The 21,361-nt window shown below is 40.6% G+C and carries 19 protein-coding genes; 6 read left to right on the forward strand and 13 right to left on the reverse strand.

Features of this window, described 5'->3' with window-relative positions:
• Nucleotides 1-16 precede the first annotated feature (16 nt).
• The 9 genes from bamA to rpsB all read right to left on the reverse strand — a co-directional run bounded on the left by bamA (nt 17) and on the right by rpsB (nt 10,298).
• Entirely contained in the window at nt 17-2,437 is a 2,421-nt protein-coding gene (bamA, locus tag M998_RS06165; RefSeq protein WP_068908073.1) for an outer membrane protein assembly factor BamA, read from the reverse strand.
• A gap of 42 nt (nt 2,438-2,479) precedes the next feature.
• Nucleotides 2,480-3,832, reverse strand: coding sequence for a sigma E protease regulator RseP (gene rseP, locus M998_RS06170; RefSeq protein ID WP_068908075.1), 1,353 nt, complete (start codon nt 3,830-3,832; stop codon nt 2,480-2,482).
• Nucleotides 3,833-3,840: 8 nt separating this feature from the next.
• Entirely contained in the window at nt 3,841-4,701 is an 861-nt protein-coding gene (cdsA, locus tag M998_RS06175; protein WP_068908076.1) for a phosphatidate cytidylyltransferase, read from the reverse strand.
• A 12-nt stretch (nt 4,702-4,713) separates the two neighbouring features.
• Nucleotides 4,714-5,466 (reverse strand): polyprenyl diphosphate synthase, encoded by a 753-nt coding sequence (gene uppS / locus M998_RS06180; RefSeq protein ID WP_068441266.1) that lies wholly within the window; start codon nt 5,464-5,466, stop codon nt 4,714-4,716.
• Between the two features lie 187 nt (nt 5,467-5,653).
• Complete coding sequence (ispC, locus tag M998_RS06185; protein WP_068441263.1) at nt 5,654-6,847, reverse strand: 1-deoxy-D-xylulose-5-phosphate reductoisomerase; 1,194 nt, start codon at nt 6,845-6,847, stop codon at nt 5,654-5,656.
• A 147-nt stretch (nt 6,848-6,994) separates the two neighbouring features.
• The gene (frr, locus tag M998_RS06190; RefSeq protein ID WP_068441260.1) at nt 6,995-7,552 is read right to left on the reverse strand and encodes a ribosome recycling factor; all 558 of its coding nucleotides are present in this window, start codon (nt 7,550-7,552) and stop codon (nt 6,995-6,997) included.
• A 108-nt stretch (nt 7,553-7,660) separates the two neighbouring features.
• A complete protein-coding gene (gene pyrH, locus M998_RS06195; protein ID WP_068441256.1) occupies nt 7,661-8,389 on the reverse strand; it encodes a UMP kinase in 729 nt (242 codons plus the stop codon).
• Nucleotides 8,390-8,581: 192 nt separating this feature from the next.
• Entirely contained in the window at nt 8,582-9,439 is an 858-nt protein-coding gene (tsf, locus tag M998_RS06200; RefSeq protein WP_068441254.1) for a translation elongation factor Ts, read from the reverse strand.
• A 133-nt stretch (nt 9,440-9,572) separates the two neighbouring features.
• The gene (rpsB, locus tag M998_RS06205; protein WP_068441251.1) at nt 9,573-10,298 is read right to left on the reverse strand and encodes a 30S ribosomal protein S2; all 726 of its coding nucleotides are present in this window, start codon (nt 10,296-10,298) and stop codon (nt 9,573-9,575) included.
• A 645-nt stretch (nt 10,299-10,943) separates the two neighbouring features.
• On the opposite strand from rpsB, the gene map reads away from it, so the two are divergent.
• From map to M998_RS06225, 4 genes are all read left to right on the forward strand, one after another.
• The gene (map, locus tag M998_RS06210; protein ID WP_068441248.1) at nt 10,944-11,741 is read left to right on the forward strand and encodes a type I methionyl aminopeptidase; all 798 of its coding nucleotides are present in this window, start codon (nt 10,944-10,946) and stop codon (nt 11,739-11,741) included.
• Between the two features lie 105 nt (nt 11,742-11,846).
• Nucleotides 11,847-14,486: a bifunctional uridylyltransferase/uridylyl-removing protein GlnD gene (gene glnD, locus M998_RS06215; RefSeq protein ID WP_068908078.1), complete on the forward strand. Its 2,640-nt coding sequence runs from the start codon at nt 11,847-11,849 to the stop codon at nt 14,484-14,486.
• Nucleotides 14,487-14,550: 64 nt separating this feature from the next.
• Nucleotides 14,551-15,378 (forward strand): 2,3,4,5-tetrahydropyridine-2,6-dicarboxylate N-succinyltransferase, encoded by an 828-nt coding sequence (gene dapD, locus M998_RS06220; RefSeq protein ID WP_068908115.1) that lies wholly within the window; start codon nt 14,551-14,553, stop codon nt 15,376-15,378.
• Nucleotides 15,379-15,815: 437 nt separating this feature from the next.
• On the forward strand, nt 15,816-16,202 hold the full coding sequence (locus M998_RS06225; RefSeq protein WP_068441243.1) for a DUF3461 family protein: 387 nt from the start codon (nt 15,816-15,818) through the stop codon (nt 16,200-16,202).
• Nucleotides 16,203-16,375: 173 nt separating this feature from the next.
• Here M998_RS06225 and M998_RS06230 read toward each other — a convergent pair whose 3' ends face one another.
• Genes M998_RS06230 through M998_RS06240 form a run of 3 tightly spaced genes read right to left on the reverse strand, consistent with a single transcriptional unit; the run spans nt 16,376 to nt 17,953 of the window.
• Entirely contained in the window at nt 16,376-16,828 is a 453-nt protein-coding gene (locus M998_RS06230) for a flavodoxin (protein WP_068441240.1), read from the reverse strand.
• Between the two features lie 24 nt (nt 16,829-16,852).
• A complete protein-coding gene (gene truC, locus M998_RS06235; protein ID WP_068441237.1) occupies nt 16,853-17,611 on the reverse strand; it encodes a tRNA pseudouridine(65) synthase TruC in 759 nt (252 codons plus the stop codon).
• A gap of 3 nt (nt 17,612-17,614) precedes the next feature.
• Nucleotides 17,615-17,953 carry a YqcC family protein gene (locus M998_RS06240; RefSeq protein WP_068441234.1) on the reverse strand — a complete coding sequence of 113 codons (339 nt, stop codon included), beginning with the start codon at nt 17,951-17,953 and terminating at the stop codon, nt 17,615-17,617.
• 249 nt (nt 17,954-18,202) lie between these two features.
• Here M998_RS06240 and M998_RS06245 point away from each other — a divergent pair, with 249 nt between their 5' ends.
• Entirely contained in the window at nt 18,203-19,108 is a 906-nt protein-coding gene (locus tag M998_RS06245; RefSeq protein WP_068908079.1) for a DUF535 family protein, read from the forward strand.
• Between the two features lie 704 nt (nt 19,109-19,812).
• Here M998_RS06245 and syd read toward each other — a convergent pair.
• Complete coding sequence (gene syd / locus M998_RS06250) at nt 19,813-20,373, reverse strand: SecY-interacting protein (protein WP_068908081.1); 561 nt, start codon at nt 20,371-20,373, stop codon at nt 19,813-19,815.
• Nucleotides 20,374-20,499: 126 nt separating this feature from the next.
• Between syd and queF the strand changes: the two genes are divergently transcribed.
• Nucleotides 20,500-21,345, forward strand: coding sequence for an NADPH-dependent 7-cyano-7-deazaguanine reductase QueF (queF, locus tag M998_RS06255; protein WP_068908082.1), 846 nt, complete (start codon nt 20,500-20,502; stop codon nt 21,343-21,345).
• The last annotated feature ends 16 nt before the right edge of the window (nt 21,346-21,361 follow it).

Raw genomic sequence — 21,361 nt, forward strand, 5'->3', positions numbered from 1 at the left:
ATAGAGACTGACTAGATTACCAGGTTCTACCAATATTAAATTGGAACTGTTCTGATTTATCGCCTTCGTAATCCTTAATAGGTTGCGCATAGGAGAAGACCAGAGGCCCAAGTGGTGACATCCATTGTAGAGCGATACCTGCAGAAGCGCGGATATTGGTTGCCTTACCGTAGTCAGGCATTCCCGCACGCCAATCTGAAGGAACGCTGTTCCAGTTTGTATCCCATACCGTACCCGCATCAACAAAGAGAGAAGTACGAACAGCATTCGCATATTTCTCATCTATAAATGGCGTTGGTGTAATCAATTCAAATGAGGCTGCATACATAGCGTTACCACCAACTGCATCACTTGACGGACTCCCTGGTTCAGGCTCTCCTTTACCAGTAATAGCGTTACGCTTCAAATAAACTGCTTTAGGTCCGATATTATTCGAACGGAAACCACGAATGGTACTGGAACCACCGGCATAGAAGTTTTCATAGAACGGCATTTGCTTGCTGCCAATACCATCACCATAACCTGCTTGCGCACGACCAAGAACAACCCAAGTTTCATCGGTATCAATTGGGTAGTAATGTGCGGTATCAAAACGCAGTTTATAGTATTCGTTATCAGAGCCAGGAATTGTCACTTTAGCCGACAAGTTGGTTTTATTACCCGATGTTGGGAAGAAACCACGGTTCAGTGAGTTATAGCTCCAACCTACGTTGACGGTAAAGTCATCTGCATCAAAGCTTTCTTTATTACGCCCATTTTCAGTGATTGGTGGGTTTTTACCCATCGAATCAAGATAATCCCACATTGCAGCCTGCGCTCGCATGTCAGATAGATCATTATGGACATAACCTGCCCCCACACGGAATGAGTTATTCTCATTGAATGGGAAGCTCAAGAAGCTATCTAAACCATAGGTTTTATTGTTATAACCCGAAAGGTCAGCATCTTTTGCACTAAAGTCGTTATAGAAAATACGACCACCCAAGCTGACACCATTAACGGTAAAGTACGGGTCAGTGAAGGAGAATTCAACGTTAGTTGAATAGTCGTTTTTACTTGCGTTGATACCAACCGCATTACCTGTACCCAGCCAGTTATCTTGTGTTACACCGACTTGGAAGCTCACGCCACTTTCAGTACCAAAACCAACACCAAAGTTCATTGAACCCGTGTTACGCTCTTTAACTTTATAGATGACATCAACCTGATCTGGGCTACCCGGGATTCGTTGAGTTTCAACATCGACAGTTTCAAAGAAACCCGTACGATTAAGACGTTCTTTACCTAATTCAACTAAATCGTTACCTAACCAAGCACCTTCCATTTGACGCATTTCACGGCGTAAAACGGTATCTTTACTGGTGTCATTACCTTGGAAACGAATTTGACGAACATAGAAACGATTCCCTGCATCAACATTGACATGCAGTTTAACTGTTTTATCTTCATCATTGATTTCAGGCTGAGTCATTACACGAGGATAAGCATAGCCATAACGACCAAATAGTTCTTTTATTTGGTTTTCCATGCGTGTTACTTGTGCACCGTTATATAACTCACCCGGTGTAATGGTGATGAGTTCTTTGATATCTTCTAAATGTTCAGCGGTATTACCATTAACTTCAACGCCAGAAATTTTATACTGGTCGCCTTCGGTAATATTGATCGTGATATAGATATCTTTTTTATCAGGCGTCAAACTCACTTGAGTTGAATCGATATTGAAACGAGCATAACCACGGTCAAGATAAAAACTGCGTAAGGTTTCTAAATCACCTGCCAGTTTTTGTTTTTGATATTTTTGGTCTGCTGCAAAGTTCCACCATGGCACATCATCACGTAACTGAAGTTTATTAACCAGTTCCGCTGTCGTGTAATTTTTGTTACCGACGATATTGATCTGCTGAATTTTGGCAGAAACACCTTCAGAGAAAACAAATTTCAAATCTACACGGTTGCGTGGTAATGGCGTTACGACGGCTTTTACAGTGGCGTTGTATTTACCAACACTGTAGTAAAAGTCTTCTAAACCTTTTTCAATATTCGCAATCGTCGTGCGGTCGAGAGCTTCACCAACACGGATATTTGATGCTTCCAAGTTCTGCTTTAGCATGTCATCTTTCACAGATTTGTTACCTGTAAAAGTGATACTTGCGATGGTTGGTCGTTCTTTAACTTGAACGATCAGCGTGTTTCCATCACGCAGGACCCTTACATCTTCGAAGTTACCGGTTGAGAATAGGGAACGAATCGAGCGACTAATGTCTTCGTTATCGACTGAATCACCTACCCGGACAGGTATGTTCAATAATGCTGCACCAACGGCGACGCGTTGTAGACCTTCGAAACGAATGTCTTTAACTACGAATCCGTCTGAACCGTATGCAGTGGCGCTGCCAAGAAGCAGCGACGCTATGAGCAACTTTTTCATCGCCATCGTTGTTATGCGTATTCCTTACTGGTCCCAAGCTTACAAAAATTAGAAGCGAGAGAAATCATTAAAAAGTGCAAGTCCCATTAACAGAATCAATGCCATTGCACCTATCCGAAAACTAAAGTCTTGTACACGCTCAGACACTGGACTTCCTTTAATTTTTTCAATTAACAGAAAGAGTAGGTGTCCCCCATCTAAAACAGGCAGTGGAAACAGATTGATGATACCTAAATTCACGCTAATAAGCGCAATAAACATCAAATAATATACCAAGCCTGACTCGGCTGATACCCCCGCACCTTTCGCGATAGATATCGGACCGCTCAAGTTATTGAGTTTAACATCCCCAACAACTAGTTTGCCCATCATGTTGACCGTTAGCTTCATCAACTGCCACGTTTTATCACTTGCTTGGTAAAACGCATCGAATGGTCCGTATTGCTGAACCATTCTATATTCATCTGCTAACGGTAACACTGAAAGTTCAACGCCCGCAAATCCAATTTGCTCTCCACGCTGACCATTTTGAATATCAGGGGTCAATGTGAGAGTGATGATTTGATCGGATCGCTCTACCTCTAATTTCAATGGTGTACCTGGGTTACTACGAATTATTCGCGTCACTGGATTCCATAAATCCAGTTTTTCCCCACTTACACCAATAATTCTATCTCCGGGCTTTAATCCTGCTCGCTCACCAGCAGAACCCTCAGTCACTTTCTGTATGACTGGATCGATTCTCGCAGAAACAGGCATGATACCAATAGATAATATTGGATCCTGCTTTTCAGGATCAAATTGCCACGATGTTAAATCAACTGTTTTAGTAATTGGCTCACTATACCCTTGAGGCAATACTTCAGCAGTAAATTCACGATCGCCAATTTTCCCCACTAACGCTAAACGAACTGAATTCCAATCAGGCGTTTCGATACCGCCAATCGATTTTAGTTCCATTTTCGGCGTAAAATTTGCGGCTGAGGCAATTGAATCTGCTTTTACATCTTCAATAATAGGACGGACTGATGGTATCCCAATCATAAAGACTATCCAGTAGACAACAATAGCAAGCAAAAAGTTCGCTATCGGTCCCGCACTAATAATTGCAGCACGTTGCCCAACGGTTTTATTATTGAATGCTTGGTGACGACGTTCAGGTGTTACATCCCCTGCTCGCTCGTCGAGCATTTTGACATAACCGCCTAGTGGTATCAGCGCCAGCACGAATTCCGTGCCCTGTTTATCAACTTTGCGCCATAACGTTTTCCCGAAGCCAATAGAAAAACGTTCGACATAAACACCACAACGGCGCGCAATCCAAAAATGGCCAAATTCATGTACTGTTATTAACACGCCTATGGCAATGATAAACGCAGCTAAACTCCAGATAAATCCCATTTATAATCCTAAAGACCAAAACCGTTAAAAACTAACAAATTCAGCCCCGCGAAAACGGGGATTGCGGCAGTCAGGCTATCAATTCGATCGAGTATTCCACCATGACCTGGAATTAAATGACTGCTGTCTTTTATACCCGATTGACGCTTAAACATACTTTCAGTCAAGTCGCCAAATACCGAGACAACAACAACAATAATTGATGTAACGAGTAAATAATCAGGCATCACTGGAATCGGTGCAAATGTACTAAACAACCATGAAATAATACCCGCGGTAATTAGCCCACCAATAAGGCCTTCCCACGTTTTACCCGGCGAAACTTTAGGTGCTAATTTATTACGTCCCATGGTACGACCAAATGCATAAGCACCTGAGTCCGCCCCCCAGACAAGTAACATCACATATAGCAGCCACCATGCACCAAAGAAGGTGTCACTCTGATAGCCAATAGTTCTAAGTACCATCATGCCACAATAAAAAGGAATGATAGTCAAAGCACCAAACAATAATCGAATAACAACCGATTTTCCCCATGAAGCCGAGGCGGGATAAGTCACCACTAAAAGAATCGCAATAACCCACCAAATTAGCCCCGCCCATAAGCCATAAAGAATAAGAGGCTCATTGATGAGAACATTGATATCCGGTAAAGAGAATTGGATTGCCAAAAGCACAGCAGCAAAAACAATGGCAAGCCCAACACGCTTAGTTTGTGAATGCCATCCTGCAAATTGAGCCCACTCCCATGCACCCAATGCACTAACGGCAATGACGACAAAACCAAAATTGGCAGGAGAAAGTAAAAACAGGGCAGCAATAACAATAGGTATTAGTACTATTGCCGTTAGCAAACGATATTTCAGCACATCTTTCTCCTTTTATTTGACGAGTTCGTCATCTGATTCAGCGCCACCATAACGACGTTCACGCTTACTAAAAGCATCAACCGCATCCTGAAACACCATTTCATCAAAATCTGGCCACAAAACGTTGGTGAAATAAAATTCCGCATAGGCGACTTGCCAGAGTAAAAAATTACTAATGCGATGCTCGCCACCTGTTCTGATGACTAAATCAACACATTCTTGGTCATGCATACAGACATGCTCATTAATGCTTTCCTCATTGATATCATCAATAGAAAGCTCACCACTCTTCACCTTTGCAAACACCTGTTTAACGCTATTGGCAATATCCCAACGCCCACCATAGTTTGCAGCAATATTTAGTTTCAAACCCGTATTATTTTGCGTTAACGCCTCAGCTTTATCGATTCTTTTTCTTAGACGATCACTAAAGCGATTGATATCACCAATCACTTTTAATTTAACATTGTTTTTGTGTAGGTTTTTTACTTCGTTATCCAATGCAAAAACAAATAACTCCATTAATGAACTCACTTCTTTCTCTGGTCTTCTCCAGTTTTCACTGCTAAATGCATAAAGAGTAAGCGAGCTAATTTTATTTTTCACTGCAAAACGTACAGAATTACGCACAGACTCAACACCGGCTTTATGACCAGTAATTCTGAGTTTCCCTCTCTGTTTAGCCCAGCGTCCGTTACCATCCATAATGATGGCGACATGCTTAGGTATCATCGATTCAGAGAGATTTTCACCACTAGAGTTCATTAAATATTAATCCTTGTGTGCACAGCCTTGAGAATCCAGCGCAATAATAACCTTTATTATTGAAATTACTGATAAGACACATCCTTAATTCTCTGCTAAATACTGACGTTGTCTTTCTTTTTTTAAACATGTCACATATTAAAGATATATTATGGCTATCAGCAACTAAATAAATCACATACTAAGATTAAATTTCTTGTGAAATTAACGTTGCCGCTTCACGACGTGAGCAAGCATCGATTTCTAAGACCTCATCAATCGATACTGGTTCAGAAAAATCATGTTTATCCATAGCTTTATGATTAATTTTTGCGATATCCGTAAAACGGATTTTTCCTTCAAGAAAAGCCGCAACGGTTATTTCATTTGCTGCATTAAGCGCTGTTGTTGCTGCTTGACCTTCATGACACGCATCGATAGCAAGTTTTAAACAAGGATAACGTTGATAGTCAGGTTCGACAAAGGTTAATGAAGACAGTTTTTTAAAATTAAGAGGTTCTGCACCTGAAATGATACGTTCAGGATAGGCCATACTATAGGAAATTGGCGTGCGCATATCCGGTGTGCCGAGCTGAGCAATCACGCTACCATCCCTGTACCTGACCATTGAATGGATCACTGATTGAGGATGTATAACAACTTCCATTTGTTCCGCACTGGCGTTGAAGAAGTAGCAGGCTTCAATATATTCAAGCCCTTTATTCATCATAGTGGCTGAATCCACTGAAATTTTACGTCCCATCGACCAATTAGGATGATTACAAGCTTCATCCGGTGTAACACTATCAAAATGGGAAAGTGGAGTCTCTCTGAATGGGCCGCCAGATCCTGTTAATACGATGCTGGAAATACCAGAAGCGGATAAATCAGCAAAACCCAAATTACGTTGAATAACTTCAGGTAAGCTTTGAAAAATCGCATTATGCTCGCTATCGATTGGAAAAACAGTCGCACCATGCTCACGAATCTCATTAAAGAATAAACGGCCACTGGTAATGAGAGACTCTTTATTCGCTAATAATATTCTTTTCCCTTTACGAATAGCCGCAAGCGTTGGCAATAACCCAGCAACCCCCGTAATTGCAGACATGACTTGATCTGCTTCATCTAAACCCGCAAGTTCTATGGCAGACGCAGTACCCGATAAAACTTCAGTTTTACAATTATTTTCAGACAAAATTTGGCGTAATGCCTTAGCTGAATCGTCCTCTGCCATACAGGCGTATTTCGGATTAAATTCTAAACACTGACTAGCCATTTCAGCAACATTTTTGCCTGCGACTAAAGCCGTAATTTGAAATTTTTCAGGGTTTTGTCGAACAACAGAAAGTGTATTGGTACCAATGGAGCCTGTAGAACCTAGGATTGTAAGACGTTTCATAGTGATCAGTTGCTCTGTATTAATTCAATACTGAGATTATATCAGCTTAGATGTAAGAAAGGATTGTTTAATAGGTATGAAAAATAATAAAGCCACCCTAATGCACATTAATTCAATGTGTTTAGATGGCTTTATTATCGAAATGGATTAAAAATCCATCAGCTCCGTTTCTTTTTGAGCTAACGCTTCATCAACTTTCTTGATGAAATTGTCAGTCAATTTTTGGATATCATCCTGTGAACGGCGCTCATCATCTTCGCTGATTTCTTTATCTTTCAGCAAAGCTTTAACTTTATCATTAGCATCACGACGAACGTTACGAACCGCAATACGGCCCTGCTCAGCTTCAGCACGAACCACTTTGATCAGGTCTTTACGACGCTCTTCCGTCAAAGCTGGAAGTGGTACACGAATAACCGTACCCGCAGATGATGGGTTCAGACCTAAGTCTGACGACATAATTGCTTTTTCAATCGCTGGAGACATTGAGCGATCAAATACAGAGATGGCTAATGTACGTGAATCTTCTACCGTCACGTTAGCCAGCTGACGTAATGGTGTTGCAGAACCATAATACTCCACCATAATGCCATCGAGTAGGCTTGGTGAAGCGCGGCCTGTACGGATTTTACTGATCTGATTTTTGAGTGCTTCAACGCTCTTTTCCATACGGTCTTGAGCATCTTTTTGGATTTCGTTAATCACGTTTTCAACCCTTAAGAACTTGTTATTAAAGGCCGCAAAGCAGCCTCGCTTAAATTGTCTGAATTTATGTTAGATATTACATTTAAACTCAGGTCATGTCTCTGAGTATTAGTTGTGAGAAATCAGAGTTCCTTCATTTTCACCCATTACAACACGGCGTAAAGCGCCTGGTTTATTCATGTTGAAAACACGAATAGGTAAGTTATGGTCACGAGCCAAAGTAAATGCAGCTAAGTCCATCACCTTCAATTCGCGCTCCAAAACATCTTGATAACCCAAAGTTTCATACAGAACGGCATCGGGATCTTTTGCCGGATCAGCTGAATATACACCATCAACTTTTGTTGCTTTTAAAACAACATCCGCTTCAATTTCAATACCGCGTAAGCATGCCGCTGAGTCTGTTGTAAAAAATGGATTTCCTGTCCCAGCAGAAAAAATCACAACACGACCATGACGTAACAGGCTAATAGCTTCAGCCCAACTGTAGTTATCACAGACACCGTTAAGTGGGATTGCAGACATCAGTCTTGCGTTCACATAAGCACGATGCAGCGCATCTCGCATTGCGAGACCGTTCATGACCGTTGCTAGCATTCCCATATGGTCACCTACCACACGGTTCATGCCTGCTTGCGCTAAACCTGCACCGCGAAATAGGTTACCGCCACCAATAACCACACCGACCTGTATACCCAGTTCTATGAGTTCTTTGATTTCCTGAGCCATACGATCTAAAACGCTAGCATCGATACCAAAACCTTCTGCACCTTGTAAGGCTTCGCCACTTAATTTGAGCAGAATGCGCTGATAAACGGGTTTTGCATTGGTAGCCATGGTGTTCTGTCCTAACAGATAATTTATTGGGATCACATATGCAGAGTTATATCTTCTACATATCTAAATTTTATTGGATACAAAAATTATACTCAACATAATTCAAGGTACATACGTATAACCAACAACGATACAACTTGAAATATAACGAGTATTAAAGAAAGGCCGCCAATTGGCGGCCTTTAATGTTGATTACTTGCTCATTGCAGCAACTTCAGCTGCAAAGTCTGCTTCAACTTTCTCAATACCTTCGCCAACTTCAAAACGAATGAAGCCAGTTACTGTAGCGCCTTTTTCTTTCAGCAGGTCACCAACAGATTTGCTTGGCTCCATAACGAAAGGCTGGCCAGTTAGAGAGATTTCGCCAGTGAATTTGTTCATGCGACCGATAACCATTTTTTCAGCGATTTCGCGTGGTTTACCTGATTGCATAGCAATGTCTAACTGAATTTGGTGCTCATGAGCAACAACATCAGCTGGAACGTTTTCTGGGGTCAGATACTCTGGTTTGCTTGCAGCAATGTGCATAGCAATGTGCTTCAGCAGTTCTTCGTCTGCGCCTTCAGCGGCAACAAGAACACCGATACGAGCACCGTGCAGGTAGCTACCTACATTTGCGCCTTCCAGAATAGCGACACGACGGATATTGATGTTTTCGCCGATTTTAGCAACTAAATTTGCGCGAGCTTCTTCAAATTTCGCTTTCAGTGCATCAATGTCAGCGTTTTTATCAGCAACAACAGAAGCTAATACTTCTTTACCGAATGCTAAGAAGCCTGCGTCTTTAGCAACGAAGTCAGTTTCACAGTTCAGTTCAACTAGAACGCCGGTTTTGCCATCAGCCAATACTTCAGTAAGGATAACACCTTCTGCAGCAACACGACCTGCTTTCTTAGCCGCTTTAGCTTGACCTGATTTACGCATGTTGTCGATTGCTAATTCGATATCGCCATTAGCTTCAACAAGCGCTTTTTTACATTCCATCATACCTGCGCCAGTACGTTCGCGCAGTTCTTTTACCAATGCAGCGGTAACGGTAATTCCAGACATGTGATTTATTCCTCGATATGCCTCATGGGAATCACCCACAAGGATAGTTCTGATTCACAGATATAAAAGGGGCCCAACTAGGCCCCTTCTAACCATATATAGCAATACCTGGTTAATAAGGGCTTATGCCTTATTATTCAGCTTCTACTAAGCTTTCTTCTGCTTGAACAGCCAGATCTTGTGAACGACCTTCACGAACGGTGTTTGCTACAGCGCCCAGATACAGTTTGATTGCACGGATCGCATCATCGTTACCAGGGATAATGAAATCAATACCGTCTGGATCAGAGTTAGTATCAACGATTGCAAATACTGGGATACCCAAGTTGTTTGCTTCTTTGATAGCAATGTGTTCGTGGTCTGCATCGATAACGAACAGAGCGTCAGGTAAACCGCCCATATCTTTGATACCGCCTAAGCTGTTTTCTAACTTACCAAGTTCACGAGTACGCATTAGCGCTTCTTTCTTGGTCAGTTTATCGAAAGTACCATCTTGAGACTGAATTTCTAGGTCTTTTAGGCGTTTGATTGACTGACGAACTGTTTTCCAGTTAGTCAGCATTCCACCTAACCAACGATGGTTAACGAAATACTGGTCACAGCTGTTAGCAGCTTCTTGAACGGCTTCGCTTGCAGCACGTTTAGTACCAACAAACAGAATTTTGCCTTTACGAGAAGCAATTTTGGTCAATTCAGCCAAAGCTTCGTTGAACATTGGAACAGTCTTTTCCAGGTTGATGATATGTACTTTGTTGCGCGAGCCAAAGATGAAAGGTTTCATTTTTGGATTCCAGTAACGAGTCTGGTGACCAAAGTGAACGCCCGCTTGTAACATATCGCGCATGGAAACAGTTGCCATTTAATACCTCTGTATTTAATTAGTTGGGGTTATGCCTCCACGAATCCCATACTACCGACTCCAAAGCTGCGTCTAAACGCATAAGAGCACCCCGGTGCATGTGTCGATTCGTGTGTGTTATACACAATTGAGTTTAAGTTTACGCATATCCATGCTAATCAGATTAACGTTATTACCCTAAATAGGGATAACGTCAAAACTGAAAAGAAATAATATGGATTGCCGGCGCGCTTTATACCATAAATCGGATCCAGAAGCCAACTTTTGTTATTTTTTCTGTCGATAAAAAATGGCATTAAAAGCAATTCGAAGCGCGGCTATCCAGCGGTGTGGTACATTTCTCAAGCACCTTAATTATAGATAATAAAATCCAGTAAAAAAAAACATTTTTGTAAAGACTGATCCCGCTACTTTTTGCATTTTGTGCTGTACAAAGCTCTAAATGAACAAGCCTTAGATGGCGTATCACATATTCTAAGGGTAACTTCAACTATCGAATTCTATCGACAGCTAGTTGGCAGAAAATGCGGTGGCTGTTACCATTAGCGCCATTAATGGTGAATAAATGGCAACAACATCCCATTTTTCAAACCCTTTTATTAAAATGTCACATAGCACGATTGCTGACATAAATGGACTGAACTCATGGCTATTATTATCAAGACTGAAGAAGATATTCAGAAAATGCGTGTTGCTGGCCGCCTTGCAGCAGAAGTGTTAGAAATGATTGCTCCGCACGTTGTACCCGGAGTAAGTACTGGCGAATTAGATAGACTTTGCCATCAACATATTGTTGAAGCGCAGCAAGCTATCCCAGCTTGCCTTAATTACCATGGTTTCCCGAAATCTGTTTGTATTTCGGTGAATGATGTTATCTGCCATGGCATTCCAAGCGATGATAAAATTCTAAAAGACGGTGATGTGGTTAACATCGACGTTACTGTGATTAAAAATGGCTTTCATGGGGATACTTCAACCATGTTTATTGTTGGGAAACCGACTATCCAAGGCGAGCGTCTTTGCCAAATCACACAAGAAAGCTTGTACTTAGCATTACGCATGGTTAAACCAGGTATTCGCCTGCGGACATTGGGTAAAGCAATCCAAGAATTCGTTGAAAAGAATGATTTATCCGTTGTGCGTGAATATTGCGGTCACGGTATTGGTGAAGGCTTCCATGAAGAGCCACAAGTCTTGCATTATGATGCGGATGATAGTGGTGTTGTTCTACAAAAAGGGATGGCATTTACCATTGAACCCATGGTAAATACGGGAGATTACCGCATTCGTACCATGAAAGATGGCTGGACAGTGAAAACCAAAGATAGAGGCTTATCAGCACAATATGAGCATACGCTAGTTGTCACTGATAATGGCTGTGAAATCATGACACTGCGCAAAGAAGAAGAACCCTTTATTTCCGCTATCTTAGTGAACGAATAAGTTCTACCAAGATCCCTCTTTCAGGGGGATCTTTTCCTGTTCATCTTTCTTTAAAAGCCGTAAGCTGATACCCGTTTCTATACCGCTTATTAATACGGAAAGATAATGATGACAGCACCCTCCTCAACGTTTTTGATGCCTCACTTATTTGAATCCTCTGACCTTGAGTTATCGAAGCTCCGTCTGCATGTTGATGCCTTCGACCATTGGCTTGAAAATGCCTTTAATCAAGACCAACCGGTAGTAGAGCTCGTCCATGCCCGCAGTGATTATCTGGATTCTCTCTTAACGAGATTGTGGCAGGAATATCAATTTGATAAATACCCCAATATTTCGTTAATCGCGGTTGGTGGTTATGGTCGACACGAGCTGCATCCCCTTTCCGATATTGATATTTTAGTGCTCAGTAAAGCGCCACTCCCTGAAAATGTTGCCGCAAAAATAGGTCAATTTATTACCCTACTTTGGGATTTACGTTTTGATATTGGTCACAGTGTTCGCTCATTAAAGGAATGCATTGAAGCTGGTAATGCCGATTTAACAACCGCCACTAACTTAATTGAATCACGGCTAATTTGTGGCGATATTGCGCTATTTTTGCAACTACAAAAAACGATTTTTAGTGATGAATTTTGGCCTTCAGCGACCTTTTTTGCTGCGAAAATTGAAGAGCAACAAGAACGTCATCAACGCTACCACAGTACTAGCTATAACTTAGAACCTGACATTAAAAGTAGCCCTGGAGGCTTGCGAGATATCCACACATTATTGTGGTTAGGGCGACGCCATTTTGGCGCAACCACCGTTGATGAAATGGTTGGTTTTGGTTTTTTAACCGAAGAAGAACGCCAAGAGCTTAAAGAATGTTTAACCTTTTTATGGAAAATTCGCTTTGCGCTTCACTTAGTGGTCAAACGTTATGATAACCGACTGTTATTCGATCGCCAATTTAGTGTTGCACGGTTACTTGGCTATGAAGGGGAAAAAAATCAGCCCGTCGAACGGATGATGAAAGATTTCTATCGTGTCACTCGACGCGTGAGAGAACTTAATCAAATGTTATTACAGCTGTTTGATGAGGCTATTTTAGCCCTTAATCCCGATGAAAAGCCCCGTCCTATTGATGAGCAATTCCAGTTACGGGGATCATTAATTGATGTCATTGATGACGCTCAATTTACCAATGAGCCTGCCAGTATTTTAAAAATGTTTTACCAAATGGCTCGCTACCCGAATATCACCGGGATCTATTCAACCACGCTGCGGCAGCTGCGCTTCGCACGAAGAAATCTACAGCAACCCTTATGTGAGCTTCCCGAAGCAAGAAAGTTATTCTTAAAAATACTCCGGCACCCACGCGCTATTAAGGGCGCATTTGTTCCCATGCATTTGCACAGTGTATTAAGCGCTTATACCCCTTTATGGAGTAATATTGTCGGCCAAATGCAGTTTGACCTTTTTCACGCTTACACCGTTGATGAACATACCATTCGGGTACTGCAAAAAATTGATAGTTTTACATTAGAAGAAAATCGGCGAGATCACCCGCTATGTGTCAGTGTTTATCCTAAACTATTACAGCCTGAGATTTTACGTTTAGCCGCAATGTTCCATGATATTGCAAAAGGACGCTCAGGGGATCATTCCGATCTCGGCGCTGAATTTGTTTACGATTTTGCTATACAGCACGATTTTTCAATCAAAGAGGCTGAACTTGCTGGTTGGCTAGTAAAAAAACATCTATTAATGTCCGTGACAGCACAACGACGAGATATCCAAGATCCTGACATCATCAAACAATTTGCGGGGGAAGTTAAAACCGTTTCACGCCTTAATTATTTAATGTGCTTAACGGTAGCCGATATCTGCGCAACAAATAGCACACTATGGAATAGCTGGAAACAAAGCTTGATTAGAGAGCTTTTTTTATCCACTGAACATCAGTTAAATCAAGGAATGCAAAGCACGCCAGACTTGCGTGAACGTATTCGCCATCATCGTCACCAAGCCTTATCACTACTACGCCAATCATCAATTGATGAACAAAAACTTAATGCGCTATGGGCACGCTGCCATGCAGATTATTTTTTGCGTCACACGCCATCACAGTTGGCATGGCACGCCAGTAATTTGCTAAAACACGATTTAGAGTGTCCTCTTGTGTTGATTAGCACCCAATCAAAGCATGGGGGAACCGAAATATTTATTTGGTGCCCTGATAAACCTCACTTATTTGCTGCGGTTGCCAGTGAGCTCGATAGACGCAACCTAAGTATTCATAGTGCACAAATCTTCACCAATAAAGATAATATGGCGATGGATACCTTTGTCGTATTGGAACCTAATGGCGCCGCATTATCGAAAGATCGATACGACCAAATTCGTAAAACATTACTACTGGCGATCCAACAACCCGCCATTACATTGCCTAAACCCCGGACTATTCCTGCGAAATTGCGCCACTTTACCGTACCAACAAAAATTAATTTTCTACACTCAACTAACGAGCGTCGAACGTATATGGAGCTTTTCGCACTCGATCAGCCTGGATTATTGGCTAAAATTGGGCACATTTTTGCGCAAATGGAAATTTCACTACATGGCGCTCGTATCACTACCATCGGTGAAAAAGTGGAGGATTTCTTTGTGTTAGCGGATAAAGACCACAAAGCGCTAGGTAAAAATATGCAACAAGAGTTATCAGAAAGGTTGACAGAGACCCTTAAATCGAAGGATAAAATATAACGTTCATCACATTTTTATGATGAGCCATCACATCTTTAAAGTCATTCAAGGGGAATTATTATCAATGCAGCATTTACAAGCGATCATTGAACACGCATTTGAAGAAAGAGCAACCATTACGCCAAACACGGTTTCAGCACCGCTCAAACAAGCCGTTATGGACACAATTGCATTACTCGATAGCGGTAAGCTACGTGTTGCAGAAAAAATTGCAGGGGTTTGGGTTACACATCAATGGCTAAAAAAAGCGGTTCTACTGTCATTTAGAATTCATGATAACCAAGTTATTGATGGCGCTGAAAGCCGCTATTTTGACAAAGTACCTATGAAATTTTCTGACTATGACCAAGCGCGTTTTGAGAAAGAGGGCTTCCGTGTTGTTCCACCCGCAGCAGTACGTCAAGGTGCTTATATCGCCAAAAACTGCGTTTTGATGCCATCGTACGTTAATATCGGCGCCTATGTTGATGAAGGCTCGATGGTTGATACATGGGCAACAGTCGGTTCATGTGCACAAATCGGTAAGAACGTGCATTTATCTGGTGGTGTTGGCATTGGTGGTGTTCTCGAACCATTACAAGCAAACCCTACCATTATCGAAGATAATTGTTTTATCGGCGCGCGATCAGAAGTGGTTGAAGGGGTTATCGTTGAAGAGGGTTCCGTGATTTCAATGGGCGTTTATCTTGGTCAAAGCACTAAAATTTATGACCGAGAAACCGGTGAAATATTTTATGGTCGCGTCCCTGCAGGCTCTGTTGTTGTTTCAGGTAATCTTCCATCAAAAGATGGTAGCTATAGCCTTTACTGCGCGGTTATCGTCAAAAAAGTTGACGAAAAAACCCGAGGTAAAGTGGGTATCAATGAATTATTAAGAAGTATTGATGAGTAATTTATTTTAATAACGTCATCAAAACTCCGCACTTTATAACCTAAATACTTAGGTTCAATCAGGTGCTAAGCGAAGCTATCCCGATGAGCATACAAAAAGTATGCAACTCGGGTGGCCAAGTGACCCAGCTACTCATCATTGCCGCTTCAAAACGCAAAGTGTGATAATACACACAGCAAACCATTATTTTCTGATCAAGAGAAATTGGTCAAATTTCAAAAAATCGCGCATAATATCACCGTGGCTTTTGCTGATTAACTTCAACAAAACTGGATTATTTTATTTTTCGCAACAAAAATATGGCCAATTCAAATGTTTGGCATTGAATTAGCGTGGTCATATTGCTAAAGCGCTAAAAATAGAATGGTATTGTTACGGCAAGTTCACATCATCACTCTTGTTCATCGACTCTGTCTTTTACAGTTAAGTGAGTTTACATGTACGATAATTTGAAAAGTTTAGGCATCAGTAATCCTCAGGATATCGACCGCTATACCTTACGCCAAGAAGCAAATAACGATATTTTGAAGATTTATTTTCGCAAAGACAAAGGCGAATTTTTTGCAAAAAGCGTGAAATTTAAATATCCACGTCAACGCAAAACAATTGCAGCTGCAGATGGCAGTAATAATTTCAAAGAAATCAATGAAATAAATACAAACCTTCGTTATGCCATCGAGGAACTTGACCAAATTTGTCAAACAGATAAATCAGATATTGATTTGAAACACAAAATTCTTGATGACTTACGCCACCTAGAACATGTTGTGTCGAACAAAATCGCTGAAATTGAAGCTGACCTTGAAAAACTAACACGTAAATAGTTCAAGAATTTGTTTATGTACTCAAAATAGTTCGAGTTGCAGGTCAGTAAAAAGCAAAGACAGCCAATAACCCTGCAACTTGAAATATGAGAATATGGTCGCCAATGACTTACTGTTCCGTAAAATTAGCTTTCATCTGGTTTTTAAAGCATTCTATTTCGCGGTGCAGATATTTACAGCAGAGCACTCCACGACTCAATCCATGATTTAGCAAATTCTTCAGGTGCATCCACCTCTATCCCATCAATAAACAAGATATCGCCAATACGGATAGCGGATTGCTCAGTTAGTAATTCATCAAAGCGTTTCCCTGCGCCACAAAAGCTCTCATAACTACTATCACCTAAAGCGATCAAGCCGTAGCGTAAATCAGGCTGATAACCAACAACATCTTGAATCTCATAAAACAATGACGCGATGGTATCGGGGAAATCACCTTGACCGGTGGAGGATGTAACGATCAATGCAACGCATTCTCCTGAATTGTAATTTTGCCAATCCGATAACGTCGGCTCATCAAAAACAACAACTTCGTGACCTTGTTGTTCTAATATATCCTGAGCTGTTTCCGCTACCGCTAATGAATTACCATAGACAGTTCCAACAAAAATCCCGACTTTAGACATAATCCTCTCCACGTGACTTCAAATTTAAGTAGGTTGTTTAATGACGTTAACACCTAACTCAGTAGCCAAATCTAACCATTCAAACTGTTCAATAAGTGATAGCCATTGTGCATCCCAAGAAGCAACAAGGGATATTTTCTCTTTTGTTATTGGGTGACTTAAAATTAACTCGCTCGCATGAAGCATTAATCGAGACACGGCAAAATGTTCGGTAACACCCCTATTTTGGCGCAAATCCCCATGCTTACTATCCCCAATAATGGGATGTCGAATATGAGACATATGACGCCTTAACTGGTGCTTTCGACCTGTTTCGGGTTTTAGCTCAAGGAGACTAAAACGAGCGGTTTCATAACGCCCGATTGCCACCGGACATTCAACAACCGCAATTGGCTCACAATGCGTTACGCACTCTTGTAATACGGGTTCTCTTGTCGCGCGTTTATCTGCAATTTTATCCAGCTCTTCAAGTAATGGATAATCAATTGTTTGTGCTTCAGTTACATAACCTCGCACTATCGCATGATATTTTTTTTCAATATGATGATGCTCAAATTGTTCGGAAAGTAATCTAGCAACTTCACTCGAAAGGGCAAAAAGGAGAACACCTGACGTTGGTCTATCCAAACGATGAACGGGGAACACATACTGACCAATTTGGTCGCGTAAGGTTTGCATCACAAATACCGTTTCTTTACTATCTAACCAACTACGATGCACTAACATTCCCGCGGGCTTATTAATCGCAATTATATGCTCATCATGATAAATAATTTCTAGCATTAATTAATTACCTATTGCCGTGAACTGAAAAAAACCATCAAGTTCACGTAAATGATCAAGTAAAACAATATAACGCCCTTCATCATCCTGCTTATAAACCTCATCAAAATAAGGTGCGATGACAAAATTACTCGGCAATGTTGCCCCTTGATCCATTAATGCATATAGACGAGGGATTAAAACCCACTGTAGCCATTCCAGTGCTTCCATAGTATCAATTGAAAAGGGTTCCACACTCTCAAAAGCTTCAGAACCCGGTGGTTGCGTCTGCCAAAGTGATTGCGCTTTCATTTCATCTTCTATATGACGAAGTTTTTCACTGATGCATTGTTCAATATTCATTCTAAAACCTATTTAATGGTGATAACCCAAAATATACTGTATTTTTTTCACTAATTCTGTCGGAAATATGGGGATTGATCCAATAAAATGCAAGCTAGCTCAATTATGTCTATTTAGAGGCCCGTTTCTTGATAATTAAACTATTAATGAATTAATTGGTGTTTGTTTATCATTCATTGCAGTAATCGCATTTATTATCAAATGTTTTTAAATTGATGTATGTGAATTACTTAACGAAGAATGGTTATTATGGGTCTACTAAAGCAGTGGCGTAAGCAAAATAAGATATGGCAATCCTTTAACAATCGCTATATTCATTTAAAACACAAAATACGTATCGCAAAGCTACCTTCTGAGCAATATCAACAGTATCAGTTTATGTGCGACTCTTATAATTGCGCGAAATTATCATGTGTCATTAATAGCATACCTAATTTTATTGAGCGCCCAATTAATAAGTATTTACACAAGTCATGGAATGGTAAACAGAAACTACTTACCGCTAGCTATACACTAAATCTAATCGAAAACACATTTACACCTGATGCGATTGAGTCGATGTTCTCAACTGAACGTAAAGGGCTCGTTGTTGCCAATATCGAACTTAAATCGGCCGATTTCTCACAGTTAAGGATGATTTATTCCCAGTATCCACGGGAGGGCGACTTAACACTTCAGCTACTGAATGAAACAGGTGATGAAATTTATTTGATGAGTTTTTCTTTTGGCGCTGAAGGACAACTCTATGTCTGTTCGCTTCAAGGCCCATCGACTGAACAGAGCGTTGAGCAAGTTAAGTCTATCACCAAACAAATGCATGGTATGAGACCTAAGAATTTATTGATGTCCGCTATTTATGCTGTCGCAGCCTATTTCCATGTTACATCAATCCTTGGTATCTCCAATAACAGTCACATCAAAAGCCAGCATTTAAAATCAAGTTACGATAATTTTTGGCAAGAATGTGGGGCGACACCCACCACTGATGGTTGGTATCAACTACCACTTCAAGAACCCGTTCGGGATATCGAGCAAGTAAAAAGTCAACGTCGTGCAGAATTTCGTCGCCGCGAAGCCTTAAGAGAAGCGATGTTCCAAAACATTTTGTCCTCTCTGGCACAAAACTCGGTACAAGCTGTAACTCAAGTTGCTTAATTTTAGACACTTTATGTGTATTTTTCGGTTTTTTCGTCAGATTTATCATCTAAATAGTTCGAGTTGTAGCAAGGCCGCAAGCGAAATTATCCCGATGAGCTTACACAAGTAAGTGATTCGGGTAATTGAGTACAGCTAACGCAGCTACAGCTTGAAATATGACGAAGATACCCCCTCTAAATAGTTCGAGTTGTAGCAAGGCGGCAAGCGAAATTATCCCGATGAGCTTACACAAGTAAGTGATTCGGGTAATTGAGTGCAGCTAACGCAGCTACAGCTTGAAGTATGACGAGGGGAAAGGATAAAAAAGCCAGCCAATGCATATACACTGACTGGCTCATTATGTTTTAAACAAGTTCTATTAAGCATCCTGCAAAACGGCATCCTGCCGTATGACATCCTGTCATATAAAAACAATTTAGCAGATTATAGAAATCTACGTGCCATCCATGACTTTGTTTTTACTTATAAAAATGCTAAACAATCTACCCTGTCCAGCCGCATAAGAATGTATTAAAACTATTAATGAAACAAGCTATCACGGCAAACTAAAAGTCATTACAAAGCACAATGGTATTATGTTTTCATAGTAACGTCATGAAATTAAAAGTTAAATAATTATCATTTCACTATCATTAAAAATATTTGAGATATTGCTTAACCAAATTGTAGGTAAATACTTACATTTTCTATCAGCAAATATCCTACCCTTGCGGTTTAATAATCGGTAATAATGCCTTCATAAAATGATTGATATCAGGGGAAAGCACTCTTCTGTCTTTACTACCAAATTTTTCTAAGATGATTTCGCCCGTTAAATTGCACATTGAGATCATTTCGATTTCAGAATCTAAGGTCGCAATAAAAAGTGTTGGTGAGAGTTTCAAACGCTTTTGAGTGACTAAATGGCCAATCAAGTTCTCTTGTAGTCGAATAAAATCATCTTCATTCCACACCTGCACTAAGCTCAACTCTAACCCTTCAAATGATGCTTTCATATCACCCGCGAGTTGAGTGGTATAAAAACCATGAATATCTTCCTGCAAATTTATATCAAGCGCTGTAGCGACCTTATGCAAGCTTTTATCTTCTAACGGAAAAGGTTGTGGTTCCCAATAAACCCAATTCTCCCCCGTACGTACAACACAAGGCGAAGGGATACCATATAAATCAACAGATGCGGGTGGTAAGTCCGTTTGTTCAAGCCATTGAGACACATATTTTTTAGTGAAGTTACTCAGTGATTCAGAAGTTATTGTGTTCATAGTTATATGATTTTTTAGACCAATTTGAATTGAAAGGCGTCAATAAGGTAGATAAGTGATATTATGACAGAAGTTTAACTGTGAATGAAATACGCTTATTTGAGTTTATGAAGTATAGGGATCAATATGTCAGACTACCATAACAATCCAGCACTTGATAATTTAACGCTTGGAAAAAAAACAGCCTATCACGATCAATATGATCCTGCATTATTACAACCTGTTCCGCGCAGTTTAAATAGAGATCCTTTAGATATCCACGCCGACTCCCTTCCTTTTCACGGGGCTGATATTTGGACGCTTTATGAACTCTCATGGCTTAATCATCGGGGTGTTCCTCAAGTTGCAATAGGCTCCATCAGCGTTGATGCCAATAGCCAAAACCTGATTGAATCAAAAAGTTTTAAGTTATATCTCAACAGTTTTAACCAAACTCAGTTTGAAACTTGGGAAAATGTGCGAAGCGTTTTGCAAAGTGATTTAAGTCACTGTGCGAATGGGGATGTTAGCGTTACACTCCATAAGTTAGATTATTTTTCACAACAAACTATTCATCAATTTCATGGAATTTGTATCGATGAACAAGAAATTGATATCGATAATTATGAATTTAGTCGCCACTATTTGGCAGACTGTACAACCCGTGAAATTGTCGAAGAAACCCTCATCAGCCATTTGTTAAAGTCAAATTGTCTGATTACTAACCAGCCTGACTGGGGTTCAGTCCAAATTCACTATCGTGGCGCTAAAATTGATCATGAAGCGTTGTTACGCTATCTCGTTTCATTTCGCCATCATAATGAGTTTCATGAACAGTGTGTGGAACGTATTTTTAATGATATCGCTCAGTTGTGTAAACCTGAAAAATTAACTGTCTATGCACGCTATACACGTCGCGGTGGCCTTGATATCAACCCGTGGCGAAGTAATGAACAATTTAGACCTGAAATGGGTCGGTTAGCACGACAATAAATACAAATGTTGTTGA

The sequence above is a fragment of the Providencia heimbachae ATCC 35613 genome (assembly GCF_001655055.1).
GTDB classification, from domain to species: Bacteria; Pseudomonadota; Gammaproteobacteria; order Enterobacterales; family Enterobacteriaceae; genus Providencia; species Providencia heimbachae.

Coding starts and splice junctions, on each gene's coding strand:
- bamA (WP_068908073.1), bottom strand. CDS start 2,437: ATGGCGATGAAAAAGTTGCTCATAGCGTCGCTGCTTCTTGGCAGCGCC.
- rseP (WP_068908075.1), bottom strand. CDS start 3,832: ATGGGATTTATCTGGAGTTTAGCTGCGTTTATCATTGCCATAGGCGTG.
- uppS (WP_068441266.1), bottom strand. CDS start 5,466: ATGAACTCTAGTGGTGAAAATCTCTCTGAATCGATGATACCTAAGCAT.
- ispC (WP_068441263.1), bottom strand. CDS start 6,847: ATGAAACGTCTTACAATCCTAGGTTCTACAGGCTCCATTGGTACCAAT.
- pyrH (WP_068441256.1), bottom strand. CDS start 8,389: ATGGCTACCAATGCAAAACCCGTTTATCAGCGCATTCTGCTCAAATTA.
- tsf (WP_068441254.1), bottom strand. CDS start 9,439: ATGTCTGGAATTACCGTTACCGCTGCATTGGTAAAAGAACTGCGCGAA.
- rpsB (WP_068441251.1), bottom strand. CDS start 10,298: ATGGCAACTGTTTCCATGCGCGATATGTTACAAGCGGGCGTTCACTTT.
- map (WP_068441248.1), top strand. CDS start 10,944: ATGGCTATTATTATCAAGACTGAAGAAGATATTCAGAAAATGCGTGTT.
- glnD (WP_068908078.1), top strand. CDS start 11,847: ATGATGACAGCACCCTCCTCAACGTTTTTGATGCCTCACTTATTTGAA.
- dapD (WP_068908115.1), top strand. CDS start 14,551: ATGCAGCATTTACAAGCGATCATTGAACACGCATTTGAAGAAAGAGCA.
- M998_RS06225 (WP_068441243.1), top strand. CDS start 15,816: ATGTACGATAATTTGAAAAGTTTAGGCATCAGTAATCCTCAGGATATC.
- M998_RS06230 (WP_068441240.1), bottom strand. CDS start 16,828: ATGTCTAAAGTCGGGATTTTTGTTGGAACTGTCTATGGTAATTCATTA.
- truC (WP_068441237.1), bottom strand. CDS start 17,611: ATGCTAGAAATTATTTATCATGATGAGCATATAATTGCGATTAATAAG.
- M998_RS06240 (WP_068441234.1), bottom strand. CDS start 17,953: ATGAATATTGAACAATGCATCAGTGAAAAACTTCGTCATATAGAAGAT.
- M998_RS06245 (WP_068908079.1), top strand. CDS start 18,203: ATGGGTCTACTAAAGCAGTGGCGTAAGCAAAATAAGATATGGCAATCC.
- syd (WP_068908081.1), bottom strand. CDS start 20,373: ATGAACACAATAACTTCTGAATCACTGAGTAACTTCACTAAAAAATAT.
- queF (WP_068908082.1), top strand. CDS start 20,500: ATGTCAGACTACCATAACAATCCAGCACTTGATAATTTAACGCTTGGA.